The sequence below is a fragment of the Bartonella sp. TT121SHDZB genome, from assembly GCF_042193415.1.
In the GTDB taxonomy this organism is placed as follows: Bacteria; Pseudomonadota; Alphaproteobacteria; order Rhizobiales; family Rhizobiaceae; genus Bartonella.
In genome coordinates, this window is record NZ_JBHILR010000002.1 from 163680 (window position 1) to 179688 (window position 16009).

A 16009-nucleotide genomic window follows, 5' to 3' on the forward strand; every position below is an offset into this window, starting at 1 on the left:
CATGATTGCCTATCATCTCAAGCGAACTTTCTCTCCATTATATAGAGGATAATCTTTTAAAATCTTCAACCACAATCGTTGGTTGTATTGGATTACAGAATTATAATAGAAAAACCAATTCTTAAAAAAACAGTAAATTTCCACGAATATCTACTAAAACCAAATAGATAAATTTTTATCTGTATCAAAAATACCGAAGCGCCATGATTACAGTGTGGTATAATTCCAAATCTTCAGTTAAAGCTCTTTATATAAAGTATATCCCTTCAACTTATCTTCATACGATTAACAACCTTTTATAATTGATTCTTAAAGTTTCTAAAAATATCCTATTGTAAGGGCCAAACCCACATAAGCATTGGAACAGCAATAATAACGATCAACACCGCCAATGGAGCACCTAAACGTGGATAATCACTAAAACGATATCCTCCTGGCGCCATCACGAGCATATTACTTTGATGTCCAATAGGTGTAAGAAACTCACAGCCCGCACCAATTGCAACAGCCATCAAAAAAGCTTCAGGCTTATAATGAAGGGAATGAGCAAAACTTGACGCAATTGGTGCGACCATCATCACTGTTGCTGCATTATTCAAAAATGGCGTGACCAACATAGCTGTCACCAACATAAGCGCTAAAGCACCAGATGGCGGGAAAAATATTGCTAATTGGCTCAGCCATTGACCAATGAGATCCGTACATCCTGTTTTCTCTAACGCTTCACTCACTGGAATAAGAGCCGCTAATAGCACTAGTATTGGACCATCTAATGCCTGATACAGATCACGTGCGGGCAAAACACGAAAGATCACCATTGCAGCAGCAGCAGAAAAGAAAGAAAAAGCAACTGGAACAATATGAAAAGCTGTAAAAATAATTGCTATAAATAAAATAGCTAACGAGATGAAACCATGTCGTAAATTTCCAAACACAATATTTCGTTTTGCTAGGGGCAAGCATTTCAATTCTCTTAATAAATTGGGAATAACTGCATCCTGCCCTTGCAAAACAATCACATCTCCAAGATGGAAAATAATATCATCAAGTCTTCCCCGCACCCTTTCATGTTGACGACTTAACGCAAGCAAATTTACATTATAGCGATCAAATAAGGAAAACTCTTTCGCACTAATACCGATAAGAGGTGAATTATGGGTAATGACTGCTTCAATAATATCAATATCACTGTCCTTATCACCTGCAGCAATAATTCGCCCCTTAGAAAACTCTAAACGAGCAGAATTCATCACGCTATCTAACCCTGTATGTGACCCTTCCAGCAAAATAATATCATTTTCAGACAAAACAAAATCTGGTAATGGTGAAATAGATACTTTGTTTCTAATAATTTGAATTACCATAACATCACCACTTGATGGCTTAACCAAATCAACAATATTTTTCCCTACAATCGGTGAATTTATTGGAATATGCACTTCTGCAACATAATTACGGATATCAATGGCATCATCAAACGATACACCTGAACGCACACGCACAGGCAAAAGCCAATAAAAAAGAACCAAATATAAAACACCAACCGTCGCAATAACCGCACCAACTGGTGTAAAATCAAACATAGTAAAAGGTGTTCCTGTTAAACGTTCTTGCATCGCTGAAATAACAACATTGGGAGATGTTCCTATCTGTGTCATAAGCCCCCCCAACAAAGAACCAAAAGCCATGGGCATCAAAAAGACAGAAGGAGAAACCTGAGAACGACGAGCAAACTGAAAAGCTATTGGAAGCATAATAGCTAAAGCACCAATATTTTTAACAAACATTGATAATACAACAACAGAAAGAACCAAAAACGCTAATTGAAGACGCACCGATTTCACGTCTGGCCATATCCGTTGAATAATAAATTCCATTATACCAGAGCGAGATACAGCAGTACTGACAACAAACACACTCCCCACGATAATAACGATATCATTACTAAAACCGCTAAAAGCTTCCTTCGGGCTGACAAGACCAGTAGCACAAGCTATCAATAATGTACAAATAGCAACAAGATCATAACGAAATCGATCCCAAATAAAAACAACCATCATGAGACTAATGATCGAAAAGGCCATTATTTGATTTTCTGTCATAACACTCACTTCTCCCCATTAAATTATAATGAACAAAAACATATCTTTTATGTTTTAAATATTCCTATAAACAGCAGCAAGATAAAAGCAGACATAGGAATATTTTAGGATAATTTAAAGTGATAAAAAATTATAGATGCCCATAAACTTACCTCTCCTTATTATGCGTGCTTTTCTATAACGTACTAAATCCAAAGAAAATTAATAAAAGTTGATAAAGCTCTATTGCAAAAAAGATAAGAATACCTCTAATATAGAGCGTAAATGGCTGTTGAAATTGGTACATGCTATATTTTAACCTTTGTCGTTGCTTAAAAGAGTTTATCTTCACTCTCCATTCAAAGAGTGATAAAAATGGAAGAAAAAATGGTTAATCTCAATAGTGGGTATCAAAGTAATCTAAAATATTGGCTCACGTGCATTATTGGATTTGTTGCTATCTTGGCAATTATAGTTGTTGGTGGATTTTATATCGCAAAACCCTATCTTGACAATTTTGTAAGACAAGAGATAGCCCGTCATGCCATAAAAGCAGAAACATCTGAAGTAAGCATTCTAGGTAAAGTTAATTTGAAAAATGTTACCTTACCCGTTCCAGCCGGTACATCACTTAAAATTGGTGCCATTTCTGGCCGCCCTCCTTTTTCCTTTATTCCTGGAACTTTCATACTCTATAATGTTGATTTAAAATATAACGATAAGCTTAACAATATTCGTATAAAAATACCCCAAATTTCTCTCAATAGCGTCTTTTTAAAGGAAAAGGATAGTGCAATCACGTCGCGTCTTTTGCAGTCAATTATGCGCATTGAGCTTTCCTCTATCGTTGCTCCTAATATACAACTTTTTATAAACAATCCAAATGAACGAACAGAAACGTTTGAAGTCAAAAATTTCCGACTTTCTGATTTTAGAAATGGTCGGATTCGTTCTATTGGCATCAAAAATATGAACCTTAAAGCGATCATTATAGATGATGACAAACAGATGCATATGATAACTAAAAGTGATGCAATAGAAGCACATGATATTGATATAAACTATGCCTATGCTATTCTTCTAGGAAAAGCTAATTCTGTCAATCAAGTAAAAAACATTACTGGTTCTATTTCTCTAAAAAATCTAATAACTGATATTTTCAAAGGAAAAGAGAAAGACACTTCTCTGGCTATTGGTGCATTTAAAACATCCGGCTTTAAAATGAGATCGTTCAAACAAACACCTCAAAAATTGTTTGACGCTTACCTTAATGCACGAGAAAAAAATAATTCTGTAGCTGAAAAAAAAGCTCTGCATGATATTATTATAAATAACTTCTCTAACATTACCTTAGCTGATGCAGAAGTGAGTAACCTCGCCTTCGATGCACCAGAACTTGAAGAAACACTTGAGTCATTCCAATTCAAACAAAGCTTATGGAAGCAGCCTATACCAAAAAAACTTCTTATCTCTTTCAATAATCTTTCAATTTTACCTAAAAAAATGAATGAAAAAGACTTAAATTTGCTTAAAAAGATCAATCTTGAGCGCTTTAACGTTTCAGGAAAAGTTGATATTTCTTACGATGAAAAAAAACGTATGCTCTTTCTTGATACAATGTCTTTCAATATGAAAGACGTTGGATCTGGGAACATATCGGCTAAAATTATTGATGTTGATGAAAAGCTTTTTTCTGGTCAGAAAAATGTAATGATTGCTGCTTCTCAAGACCTTGGCATCAATGAAATTGATATACAATATAGGGATGTAGGTTTCATTGATAAGCTTTTTTCTTATCTTGCGCAAAATCTTAATGATAGCAAACATGACCTTAAAAAGGAACTCTATGATGACTTCTATCTAATGATGACGCAAACCCCTAAAATTCTGCTAAAAAATCATGACGAAGCAGAAAAAATCTCAAAATCCTTAGGTGAATTTGCTAAAAATCCACAAACATTGAGCGTTAAAGTTAAAGCAAAAGATAATAAAGGGCTCACAATAGTTGATCTCGAATCCGCTTTACAAAATGATCTATCCAAAGCTTTAAGCAAAGTAGATCTCACTATTAAAAATGAAGCATCACCTTAAAAACTTTATGCTTTAAACATGATGATCTTGTCTATAAATTAAGAACTTTATTCCTCTTTTTGCTTTTATATGATACAGAAGGTGTCATATAGAGTCATTTATACAGAGAAATCATAAAATTGTCGATACTGAGAGTTGTTCATGTCTGATTTATCTTCAAATCGCCTGCCTAATCGTGCTTCTCGTGTCACCAATCAAGCGCTTTCTGCCATCGAGCGTTTTCTCCATATTGAAGCTCTTAGTGGTATTGTTCTTTTATTAGCTGCTGCTTCTGCACTCATTTTTGCCAATTCTAAATATGCTGCTTTCTATGAATCTTTTTGGCATACACCTCTTGGCTTTAATTTGGGTCATTTCACTCTTTCATGGGATTTACATTTCTGGGTTAATGATGCCCTTATGACTATTTTCTTTCTCGTCGCAGGAATGGAAATTCGACGCGAAATTCATGAAGGGGCTCTTGCCGATTTTAAACAAGCAATCTTACCAATTGTTGCTGCAATAGGGGGCGTTTGTGTTCCTGCAATTATTTACTTTATCTTCAATTTTAACGAGGGACATATGCACGGTTGGGCTGTGCCAACAGCAACAGATATTGCCTTTGCTCTAGGTATTCTTGCTCTTCTCGGAAAAAAAATCCCTTCTAATCTTCATATTATTCTTCTATCATTAGCAATTATTGACGATATTATCGCTGTTCTTATTATTGCTTTTTTCTACTCAACAAACATTGATCCTAGCGGTTTAATGATTGCAGGAGCGGGTATTGCTTTGGTACTATTTTTTCAGTGGATCGGGCTTGCATCAGCATGGCTTTACATTTTACCTGGTGCAATCATTTGGTGGGGGTTAATGGTAACAGGCGTTCACCCATCGCTTGCTGGCGTAATCTTAGGGATGATGACTCCCGTTCTTCCTACCCGTACTCTTGTAGCGCCACTCACCATGCTCAGTAACGCTATGCAAATTCTTCAAGAAAAAAATACAAAAACAGATCTCCATCATATTTCAACAGCATTGAAAAAAATGCGCAAAGGACAACGGGCCATAATTGCTCCAGTAACCCGTGTTCAGAAAGCATTGCATCCATGGGTTGCATATGGTGTAATGCCGATTTTTGCCTTCGCAAATGCAGGAGTAAGTTTTGCAAACTTTGACCTTTCTTCTGATAAATCATTCTTGATTGTTCTTGGTGTTGTTATTGGGCTTTTCATCGGTAAACCTCTTGGCATTATCACTGCCAGTTATTTAGCTGTAAAATCAGGTTTATGTCGCCTCCCTCCTCATATGACATGGACAGGTCTTTTACTTATTGGTTTTTTAGCAGGAATTGGCTTTACAATGTCTATCTTTGTTTCAATGCTTGCTTTTAAAAATATTATCCTGCTTGATGCTGCAAAAATTGGGGTGCTTTGTGGTTCTGGTTTATCTGCTCTTATCGGTCTAGGATATGGATTTATTTATATTAAGCGCAGTAAAGACGTTTCTCATAGCTCCCAGTAAACTAACTAAAAATGGGCTTTTATGTAAGATTTTTAAAAAGTGATTTTACTCATTTGTTGGATTTGGACAATACTGAACGTAAAAACCGTTGTTTTGCCTCATCTTTACACCTATGAAGGCGTAAACTGACATCATCGTGCTACTTATCAGCCTCTAATGTTGCAACAACCCTTAACACTCGAGAGAAATCATAAGGGATGTTTTTATTCTTTTCTTCAATAACCTTTTACTCATACACCAACCCTGCTTGTGACGGGCACAAATGTGTTTCTAATTGATTTAATATAAAAGGCTTCGTGATAAGAAAAACTGTCTTCCCTCAAAGCTATTATCCATTATGAAGAAACAATGAACTATTATTATAAATTAATATATTATATTTAATTATAAGGAAAAAATAATTCTTTTACTACGCTTTATACCCCAATAGCTCTTCCAATCTTCACCTATCACTTATAACGTCAACATAGCAAGCAAAACTCAATAATCAGTTAAGTAATCCTATGGCTTATTTTTCCAACCAACCAACCTCCTCGTCACTAATTTTATTGCCAGTACTCTTAACAGCTTTCATCCTAGCCTTTTTTAAAGACATATTATTTTTTCGGTAAATATATTTTTAAGGATAATTTATCCTTTTATAACGCGAATGAGAAAGCAAAATACCGGAAGGTTTCCTTATTTCAAAGCAAAAGTTGCACAACATTGGAAACTGAAAATAGCCTTGGTGCTGCTCGCTTGCTCCTTTATAAGCGCAAAGATGAGTATTAATTTTCACCTTTACGATTTCATATTCTCCCAGAGTTAAACTGTCTTCCCGTTTTCAAGATCACGAATAAGTTTAAAATGAGAGAGTTTTGCTGTATTAAATATTCTATTTAAGTTGAAAATATAAATTGTTCTTAACAAAAATTATTAACATATATTAAAACTTTATGTTATTAAAACTTTGTTGGAACTAAAAAATGCTCATCCCTTATCAAGAGCATAAACAGCATGTAATGTTCTAACCGCAAGTTCAGTGTAAGCACTATCAATCAAAATAGAAATTTTAATTTCTGAGGTTGTGATTGCTTGAATATTAATACCCTTTTCAGCCAAAGCCTTAAAAGCTGTAGCTGCAACACCTGCATGGCTGCGCATTCCAATACCAATCACAGAAACCTTGGCAAGATCGCTTTCAAATTGGAGAACATCAAATCCAATTTCTTTACGATTTTTCTCAAGAAGTGCAACAGCTTTTTCTACATCTGATGACGGTACAGTAAAAGTCATATCAGTTTTTGAGCCATCTTCAGAAATATTTTGCACAATCATATCAACATTAATGCGTTCTTCAGCCAAGGGGCCAAAAATTGCTGCCGAAATCCCTGGGCGATCGGCAAGCCGACGAAGGGAAATTTGTGCTTCATCCTTAGCAAAAGCAATACCAGTAACATTTTGTTGTTCCACGATTTCATCCTCATCGCAAATAAGTGTTCCAGAAGAACTCATTGGATCCTCCATGCCTAAAGCATCAGGATCCTCAAAACTTGAACGCACAAAGGTACGAACCTTATGAACCATAGCCAATTCAACAGAACGAACCTGTAAAACTTTTGCACCAAGAGAAGCCATTTCCAACATTTCTTCAAAAGCTACTTTTGGTAAACGACGCGCTTTCGGTTCTATACGTGGATCGGTTGTATAAACACCATCCACATCTGTATAAATATCACAGCGATCAGCTTGTACAGCCGCTGCTATAGCAACAGCACTTGTATCTGATCCCCCTCGCCCTAAGGTAGAAATCCGGTTATCCGGAGCTAACCCCTGAAAACCAGCAATAACGGCAACCTGACCTTCCTGAAAACACTCGATTAAAAAAGATCCATCAATATTAGTAATACGTGCACGACCATGCGCATTGTCTGTATGAATAGGAATTTGCCAACCAAGCCATGAACGTGCATTCACCCCCATTTCTTGAAGTGTCAAAGCCAACAAACCTGAAGTAACCTGTTCGCCTGAAGCAACCACAACATCATATTCACGAGCATCTCTATGCATGGAGGAAGCATCTCTCGTCCACTGAACAAGTTCATTTGTTTTACCAGCCATCGCAGATACGACAACGGCAACCTCATTGCCTGCATCAACCTCTCTTTTGACATGCCGTGCAACATTATGAATACATTCCATGTTTGCTACAGATGTTCCACCAAATTTCATGACAATGCGCGCCATTAATAACACTCTTACCTTTACATCTTTTATCTCAAACAGTAATGAGAATTAGATGCTGTATCAACTAACCATTTTCTCGACATAGCGAATATCTATCATTTGTGCAAGTTTCATTATGATTATATTAATTTCTCTTGACTTTGTATAAAATCTACTTGACCTGATCATTAAAAATAAAAGGAAAGCAAAATGATAGATAAAACGCCGACAACTATTGATCAAAGTGAAATTGATCACTTTTCACGTATTGCTACAGAATGGTGGAATCCACAAGGAAAATTTCGACCTCTTCATCAATTTAACCCAACACGCCTTGCTTACATCAGAGAAAAAATTTGTTTAGAGTTTAATCGTGACCCTGCTTCACTTACACCCTTTGACAATTTAAAAATTCTTGATATTGGCTGTGGAGGAGGCTTGTTATCTGAACCAATGGCACGTCTTGGTGCTATGGTCGTAGGCGTTGATGCTTCACAAACGAATATTGAAGTCGCAAAAATTCATGCAGCCCAAAATGATCTTTTAATTGACTACCGTACCACTACGGCAGAAGCACTCGCCAATGAAGGAGAAAAATTTGATATCATCCTTAATATGGAAGTTGTTGAACATGTCGCTGACGTTAATCTCTTCATAGCAGCTACAGCAAAAATGCTGAAACCACAAGGGTTGATGTTTGTTGCAACACTCAACCGCACGTGGAAAGCATGGGGACTTGCTATTGTAGGTGCTGAGTATATCCTACGTTGGCTTCCTAAAGGAACACATGATTATAAAAAATTCCTAAAACCGCGAGAACTTAAAAAATTCTTATCACAAAACGCTCTAACTGTCACTGATGAGATAGGTATTACTTATAACCCATTAAAAGACAGCTGGAATCGCTCAAAAGACATGGACGTTAACTACCTCCTTCTCGCAAAACGGTCTTAAGAATATCTCATTTACAACTATTGTATGCCTTGTAATAAAGAATTGAGCTTTCCCTCAGCCTCTAAAGCATAAAGATCATCACAACCGCCAACGTGATAATCACCTATAAAAATTTGCGGAAATGTATTACGTCCATTTGCGCGCTGTACCATTTCTTGGCGACGGGATGTAGAAGCATCAATATCTGTATATTTTACGCCTTTTTTATCAAGTAAATCACGAGCTTTTATGCAATAAGGACAACCGGGGCGTGTATAAATTATTATCTCTTTCATAGTATTATCCTCCAATATTTTTTAATAATATTCACTTTAAATTCCTCTTAAGAAGAGGGGGAAATAGAATCTTCTTTGAGAACACGCGAAAATGTTAGCACATCAACCTGTCGTGCACCTGCATCTTTTAATGTAGCAGCTGCTGCCGTAACCGTTGCACCCGTTGTAAAAACATCATCAATCAGCAAAACAGAACATCCTTTAAGGTATTTTTTAACCTTATGCGAAACCTTAAAAGCATTTTTTACGTTAAGTTTTCTCTCTCTCGAAGAAAGACTAACCTGCGGACGGGTATGCCGACAACGAATAAGCCACCCCGGTTTTAAAAGCTTTTTTTGTGATTCTGCAATATAACGTGCAAGCTCAGCAGATTGATTATAACGCCTCTCCCAAAAACGACGAAAATGCAATGGAATGGGGATAATAACATCACAATCATCAATAACCTCGCGCCCAGCAAACATCATCCACTTGGCCATAAATGATGCCAATTCTATATGATCACCATATTTTAAACGCGTTACTAAAGTTCGTGCAAGCCCTTTATGAACAATGACTGAGCGAACACGTGAAAAAGGATAAGAATTACGAAGTGCTTCACCACTGAGAAACCCCTCCCCCATATCACAAACAAAAGGAGTCCCCATAACAGGACAATAAGGTTTCGTGATAAATTGAAGTTCTTTCCAACATTCAGGGCAAATCGTACCATAAGTAGAAACATTTTGCTTACATCCAGGACAAATTGGTGGATAAAGCATCGTTTTCAAGCGTTCAACGAACTTACTTAGTATATCCCCGCTATTTAACGCCGCTTCTCGAAAATACAACATTATAAATTTAGGCTTTTACAAGTTTCCCTCAGAACAAAAGTTCCTTTGTATTTCCTCAATTTATAATTTTAATTCCTTTAAAAACTCTTACCTTCTATAAATTTATTTTCTTTCATATTATAAACTTGACAGAGCTTGCACAAATAATGAACCTTTTGAAAATATATTCTTTCATAGATCGAAAGTGTTCCACAATATGTCGCATCCTTTAATTTTTGATCATAACCGCATTGAACAATTCCGCAAACGCGCTTTCCAAAAAGCAAAAAAAGGATATGACTTTTTACTCTCTCACATGGCAGAAGATCTCTATAAACGTCTTAGCACTGTTGATCGCCTCTTTACATTAGCTCTTGATTTACACAGCCATACAGACCTTGCTGCGCAAGCTTTAATGAAATCTGGAAAAGTTTGTTCCATAGAACGCATTGAAACCGATACGCTTTATCAAAGCCATGATAAAAAATTTCATTTACGTCATCGAGAATTTCTTGATTTACCTCAAAGTTACTGTGATCTTATTGTTTCACTTCTTTCATTACAATTAACGAATGATACCCCTGGTGTTCTAAGCCAGATAAAAAATACCCTTAAACCAGATGGCTTATTTCTTGCTGTTATGGCAGGAGCTGGTACATTAAGAGAATTGCGGGAAAGCCTGCTGCAAGCTGAAAGTGAAATTTATGGTGGAGCAAGCCCTAGGATCTACCCTTTTGCCGACATTCGTGATGCAGGCGCTCTTTTACAGCGTGTTGGCTTTGCCCTGCCTGTAGCAGACGTTGAAGATATCACAATACGTTATAATACAATGTTTGACCTTATGCACGATCTTAAAGCTATGGGAATGCAAAATGCACTCATCAATCGTTCACGACGCCCTGTATCCAAACGTTTTTTTCTCCGCGCAGCTGAAATCTATGCACAACAATTTAGTGATCCTGATGGACGTATTCGTGCACATTTTTCTTTTATCTGGCTCTCTGGTTGGGCTCCTCATCCCAACCAACAAAAACCCCTACAACCCGGTTCAGCGCAAATATCTCTTACGAATGTTTTAAAAACTAAAAAAACATAATCTAAAATTATTTTTTAAAAATACTTTTATCTGTTGTCCGTAATATTTGACTGGTGACCGTTCCGGCTATCATTGAATCGCTCACGTTTAGAGCGGTCCGTCCCATATCAATTAGCGGTTCAATAGAGATAAGTACAGCAACCAAAGTAACAGGAAGCCCCATAATTGGTAACACAATCAATGCAGCGAAAATAGCACCTCCCCCCACACCAGCAACACCAATAGAACTCAATGTTACAACACCAATAAGCGTAGCAATCCAAGTCGGATCAAGAGGATTAATACCCATAGAGGGTGCAATCATGGTCGCAAGCATCGCTGGATAAAGACCAGCACAACCATTTTGTCCAATTGTTGCCCCAAAAGAAGCTGCAAAACTCGCAATGGATTGTGGTACACCTATCCACTGTGTTTGTGCTTCAATATTCAAAGGAATACTTGCAGCACTTGAACGACTGCTAAAAGCAAATGTCAAAACCGGTAAAACCTTTTTGAAAAAACGAAAGGGATTAACTCCAGAAATACCAAGCAATACACCGTGAATTCCAAAAATTAAAATAATACCGACATAAGAAGCAATAATAAAAACCAGTAAATTTAAAATATCTGCAACACGCGATATTGCTCCTACTTTTGTCATAAGTGCAAAAATACCATAAGGTGTCAAAGCAATCACAATACGGACTAACCGCATAATCCAAGCTTGTGCCACTTGAATAAATAAAAGCGCTTTTTCTCCTTTTTCTGGCTCATCTTTCTTTAAAAGGAGAACCGATGCACCTAAAAATGATGCAAAAATAACAACACTGATAATTGACGTACGTTTAGCTCCACTCAACTCAGCAAATGGATTTTTAGGAATCATAGACAAAATCATCTTTGGTATATTCATATCTCCAAGTTTAGAAATATGACCTTCAAGAAGAGCAGAAACATTTTGCCCTTCATGCACCAAACCATCGGTTGTTAATCCAAAAAAATTAACCACAAGCACACCAACCAATGCTGAAAGAGCCGTTGTAAAAAGCAATATTGAAATTGTTATTATACTCATCTTTCCAACAGCATAAACAGAATGTAAATGAGCAACTGCTGAAACGATAGAGATAAAAACCAATGGCATAACAATCATTTGCAACAATAAAATATAGCCCTCACCGACAATGTTAAACCATTCAACGGATTTCAATAAAGTGCTTTCACCCTCTCCATAAATAAACTGCAAAACACTTCCAAAAATCAAGCCAAGGATAAGCCCTAGCATAACACGTAGTGAAAGACTCCATTGCATTCTCTTACTTTGAGCAACCCACAGTAAAAAAATAACAAATAAAAACAAATTGATGAAAAAATTAAATGTCATTGTCTATGCCCAGTCCATATTCACTATTGTTATGATGACGTAAATAACATGCATAATTCAAAATCAATGCATAATATCTGAAATTAAAGTATAAAGCTTACAAGGCTTTTACAAGATCATTATTTTTTCAATTTATAGCTTAAAAGAGAATTTTTTATCTATTAATAACGGTTTAAAGAAAATAAATAAAAATATTTTCCTATTATTTAAATTTACACTCTCATTAAAAATAATTAAAAAAGAGAAGTATAAACAACATTCATTGCATCTTAATACTGAATAGTTCCAACATATCTTATCCTATAAGTGCCCTTATCACTCTCTTTTGCTATTTGAATTAAAAAGAGTTTTCCAAGCAAGGATGAATTAACAATCGAACATTCATGATTTTTCTAGAAAATACACTAACAAGCTACTTTTGCTAATTTTATGAACTGCGCTCTCAACAACTTTGATAAGCACTGCAAATATAATTATTTTATTGAAAATATCTTTTATACATTCTTTCTTTGTTCTCAATGAAAGCTTTTTTCGAAATCCTCTTTATAGTCATAAAAATATGCGCTCTTAATAACAAAAAAATCGTAAATGTAACGTGCTTTGAAAGCTACAATGCCTATTGAAATGTAATACCAACAAAAATATCATATATTTCATTGATATAACCACATATACTGATATCAACCGTCATAATAGCTATATTCAATATCCGACTATTGATCGAAGATAAGGCATTAAATCACTCAGAAGCGTACCGTAACATTTATTGTTTTAGCTTCTCTAATACCTTTGTTTTCTGTATTAATATCATTTGGATATATCAAAGTGAATAGATCTGAATCCGTATAATGAACTTTATCAATCACACCTCAATAAAAACTATAGAGACTCAGAATATCGCGAAAAAGAGGAAATAGCAAAAGAATATATATATAGAAGTCTTTCAGAGTACAATAAAATTTGTCACAAGCTGGCATCATCGTTATATTTTAGCCCTCAATGTGCCCGACAGCCCTTGTATTAAAACGGTTCATAAGAAGCATTTTTAGTCCTTTCTTCTATAGTTTTTTCTCCACACGCCAGCCCCACTTGTGACGTACAAGCAAGTGATTTTGATTGATCAAGATAAACAGATTTGAAATAAGAGAATCTTATGGTATTGGGGGTTCTAATTCAATATAAATAACGCCATATTATCTTTATAAATCAATATCTTGTTACATCTACAGAATATGATAAGGTATCGTAAAAAAAAATATTTAATGGAACTACAAATTGAACCTTCATAATTGGATATTTTAAAGCATTACCACACAATACTTGTCTTTTGTGAACACTGTATACTGTTGTTTGGCAAATAATCCAAAGACAAAGATCTGCTCAGTAATTAAATATGATACTAATTTGATTCATTGAGAAAAAATGCTTCTCTCGCAAAACTTGAAACAGACTTTAATGATCTGATAGCTGAATATGTAGAAAATTTTTAGATTCTCCAACTGATATTAACCGAAAAAAACAAATTATGTGTTCAGAAAAACTAATAACACTGTAATTCCCTTACCCATTAAAAAAATACAGCGATTGTCTACATGATGACAGTATAATTATATCGTATAATGATAAAAAAAGAATAAGAATCCTCATGAGATCTGGCTAATAAAAAATGGAAGCAATAAAAAGTTAAGCAGCACACTCTATGTTTTTAACGAACAAAAGAAGTGTTTGTAGCTTACCAGCACAACAACTAAGGTTTTGTATTTTTTCCACAAAACAAAATACTTCGTGTTCATATAAGCATCGTATATTGAGTTATAATCATTTATTATTCTAACATTAAGCAAGATATTAAACGCAAATTATATTTTTTTATCCCTTTTAAAAGTGAAAAATATTGTTTTCAAACCTATCCATCAGCGTGATGAGCCAAGTGGATAAAAATATTTGATAACCAGCTAAATATATCTCCTATGATCTATCTTTAGGATAAAGATACAACATTGAGGTTACAGAGATATCGTGACAGTATTAATCTGGATATAAAGATAACAGTGCCTAAAAGAGCTCTGTATTGTATCCCTTATGAGAAAGGTTGAAAGCAAGGGACAATATTCTCTCTAAGACAAGTTGGTGAATGCCTCCCACAGTGATATGCATTTTTTAAAAAGTACAAAGTGCCTTTGCCTAAAATTTAATAGGCACATTCTAAAAATACAGGTTCTACAGACTCATTCCAAATAGAATAGTAATAAGACAACAATTTTTCAGCATCTGTTTGCCCCATTGCAACAACCTCTTCTAAAGGATTAAGAAAATTTGTTTCATCAAAACCATTCTCATCATACTGTTTGCGATTTTTTAAGCCCTTGCGTGCAATAGCAAGAGCTTGACGTGCTAATTCTAAAAGAATGGTTTGACGAAAAGGGGTTCTTAATCCTTTTTGGGGAACATGTTGGCGCAACTCTAAAACTTCTTCAAAACACCAATCTTTTGTTAAAGCCTCTGCCTCATTAAGTGCTTCTCTATCATAAAGAAGCCCAACCCAAAAAGCTGACAACGCACAAATACGCTTCCAAGAACCGCAATCAGCTCCTCTCATTTCTAAAAATCTTTTTAAGCGGACTTCAGGAAATAACGTTGATAAGTGATTAATCCAATCTCCCATGTTTGGAATTAAATTTGCAACTTCTCCTCTTAATGCTCCATTCATAAACTGACGAAATGTTATATGTGTACAATCATAATAACGACCATCCCGCACAACAAAATACATTGGAACATCAAGGGCCCATTCAACGTAATCAGCAAAACCAAAACGCTCAGAAAATATAAAGGGGAGAACGCCTGTCCTCTGATTATCCGTATTACGCCAAATTTCAGAACGCCAAGATAAAAAGCCATTTGGGCGTCCTTCTGTAAAAGGTGAACTCGCAAATAATGCGGTCGCAATAGACTGTAGCTTCATAGATACTTGCATTTTTCGCCGCATATCACTTTCAGATGAAAAATCAAGATTAACCTGAACTGTTGATGTGCGATACATCATATTAAGACCATTATGCCCCACTTTCGGCATATAATCAGTCATAATCTGGTAACGTGACTTAGGCATTTTCGGCGTTTCAGCTAAAGTCCACTTTGGACTAGCTCCAAGACCTAGAAAACCTATACCTAATGGTTCTGAAATTTTCTTGAGAAGAGTTAAATGCTTCATCAACTCGTAATATGTATGACCTACTGATTTTAATGGTGCACCAGATAATTCAAATTGTCCCCCTGGTTCCAAAGAAATAGCCCCCTGATCAACTGATCCTACGAGCCCAATAATATTCCCTTCATCTAAAATAGGTTCCCACCCTAAAGCGCTTTGCATCCCCTCTAAAAGCGCTCGGATTCCTCTCTCACCTTCATAAGGAACAGGAAGAAAACCATCTCTATAAAACGGAAATTTTTCATGTTCTGTACCAATACGCCAATCATCTTCTGCTTTATACCCCCCTTGGAAATAGCTAACCAAGGAATCTAAGTTATAAATTTCACTTTCATCGGTTATATCAAGCGCCATAACTTATCATATCCTATCATTGGTATTATCTTATTAAATGAATTATTTAGAATGATTTTACAGA

At 35.6% G+C, this 16009-nt stretch carries 10 protein-coding genes; 4 read left to right on the plus strand and 6 right to left on the minus strand.

From position 1 onward, the window contains the following. Positions 1–329: 329 nt before the first annotated feature. Positions 330–2102 carry an SLC13 family permease gene (locus tag ACFIKI_RS02050; RefSeq protein WP_375665446.1) on the minus strand — a complete coding sequence of 591 codons (1773 nt, stop codon included), beginning with the start codon at positions 2100–2102 and terminating at the stop codon, positions 330–332. Between the two features lie 354 nt (positions 2103–2456). Between ACFIKI_RS02050 and ACFIKI_RS02055 the strand changes: the two genes are divergently transcribed. Together ACFIKI_RS02055 and nhaA are read left to right on the plus strand one after the other, a co-directional pair. After that, a complete protein-coding gene (locus tag ACFIKI_RS02055; RefSeq protein WP_375665447.1) occupies positions 2457–4172 on the plus strand; it encodes a hypothetical protein in 1716 nt (571 codons plus the stop codon). Positions 4173–4313: 141 nt separating this feature from the next. Next, a complete protein-coding gene (nhaA, locus tag ACFIKI_RS02060) occupies positions 4314–5675 on the plus strand; it encodes a Na+/H+ antiporter NhaA (RefSeq protein WP_375665448.1) in 1362 nt (453 codons plus the stop codon). Positions 5676–6644: 969 nt separating this feature from the next. Here the strand turns inward: nhaA and ACFIKI_RS02065 are convergent. Continuing rightward, positions 6645–7901, minus strand: a complete 1257-nt coding sequence (locus ACFIKI_RS02065; RefSeq protein ID WP_375665449.1) for an aspartate kinase — start codon at positions 7899–7901, stop codon at positions 6645–6647. 189 nt (positions 7902–8090) lie between these two features. Between ACFIKI_RS02065 and ubiG the strand changes: the two genes are divergently transcribed. Further along, entirely contained in the window at positions 8091–8834 is a 744-nt protein-coding gene (ubiG, locus tag ACFIKI_RS02070; protein WP_375665451.1) for a bifunctional 2-polyprenyl-6-hydroxyphenol methylase/3-demethylubiquinol 3-O-methyltransferase UbiG, read from the plus strand. Between the two features lie 17 nt (positions 8835–8851). Here ubiG and grxC read toward each other — a convergent pair whose 3' ends face one another. Together grxC and ACFIKI_RS02080 are read right to left on the minus strand one after the other, a co-directional pair. After that, a complete protein-coding gene (gene grxC, locus ACFIKI_RS02075; RefSeq protein WP_375606442.1) occupies positions 8852–9109 on the minus strand; it encodes a glutaredoxin 3 in 258 nt (85 codons plus the stop codon). A gap of 47 nt (positions 9110–9156) precedes the next feature. Beyond that, positions 9157–9942 carry a ComF family protein gene (locus ACFIKI_RS02080; protein ID WP_375665453.1) on the minus strand — a complete coding sequence of 262 codons (786 nt, stop codon included), beginning with the start codon at positions 9940–9942 and terminating at the stop codon, positions 9157–9159. 196 nt (positions 9943–10138) lie between these two features. Here ACFIKI_RS02080 and ACFIKI_RS02085 point away from each other — a divergent pair, with 196 nt between their 5' ends. Beyond that, the gene (locus ACFIKI_RS02085) at positions 10139–11017 is read left to right on the plus strand and encodes a methyltransferase (RefSeq protein ID WP_375665455.1); all 879 of its coding nucleotides are present in this window, start codon (positions 10139–10141) and stop codon (positions 11015–11017) included. A gap of 7 nt (positions 11018–11024) precedes the next feature. Here ACFIKI_RS02085 and ACFIKI_RS02090 read toward each other — a convergent pair whose 3' ends face one another. Further along, on the minus strand, positions 11025–12380 hold the full coding sequence (locus tag ACFIKI_RS02090; protein ID WP_375665456.1) for an L-cystine transporter: 1356 nt from the start codon (positions 12378–12380) through the stop codon (positions 11025–11027). Between the two features lie 2191 nt (positions 12381–14571). Then, positions 14572–15945 carry a glutamate--cysteine ligase gene (locus tag ACFIKI_RS02095; RefSeq protein WP_375665457.1) on the minus strand — a complete coding sequence of 458 codons (1374 nt, stop codon included), beginning with the start codon at positions 15943–15945 and terminating at the stop codon, positions 14572–14574. Positions 15946–16009 lie beyond the last annotated feature (64 nt).

Coding starts and splice junctions, on each gene's coding strand:
- grxC (WP_375606442.1), bottom strand. CDS start 9,109: ATGAAAGAGATAATAATTTATACACGCCCCGGTTGTCCTTATTGCATA.
- ACFIKI_RS02095 (WP_375665457.1), bottom strand. CDS start 15,945: ATGGCGCTTGATATAACCGATGAAAGTGAAATTTATAACTTAGATTCC.
- ACFIKI_RS02090 (WP_375665456.1), bottom strand. CDS start 12,380: ATGACATTTAATTTTTTCATCAATTTGTTTTTATTTGTTATTTTTTTA.
- ACFIKI_RS02055 (WP_375665447.1), top strand. CDS start 2,457: ATGGAAGAAAAAATGGTTAATCTCAATAGTGGGTATCAAAGTAATCTA.
- ACFIKI_RS02050 (WP_375665446.1), bottom strand. CDS start 2,102: ATGACAGAAAATCAAATAATGGCCTTTTCGATCATTAGTCTCATGATG.
- ubiG (WP_375665451.1), top strand. CDS start 8,091: ATGATAGATAAAACGCCGACAACTATTGATCAAAGTGAAATTGATCAC.
- ACFIKI_RS02085 (WP_375665455.1), top strand. CDS start 10,139: ATGTCGCATCCTTTAATTTTTGATCATAACCGCATTGAACAATTCCGC.
- ACFIKI_RS02080 (WP_375665453.1), bottom strand. CDS start 9,942: ATGTTGTATTTTCGAGAAGCGGCGTTAAATAGCGGGGATATACTAAGT.
- nhaA (WP_375665448.1), top strand. CDS start 4,314: ATGTCTGATTTATCTTCAAATCGCCTGCCTAATCGTGCTTCTCGTGTC.
- ACFIKI_RS02065 (WP_375665449.1), bottom strand. CDS start 7,901: ATGGCGCGCATTGTCATGAAATTTGGTGGAACATCTGTAGCAAACATG.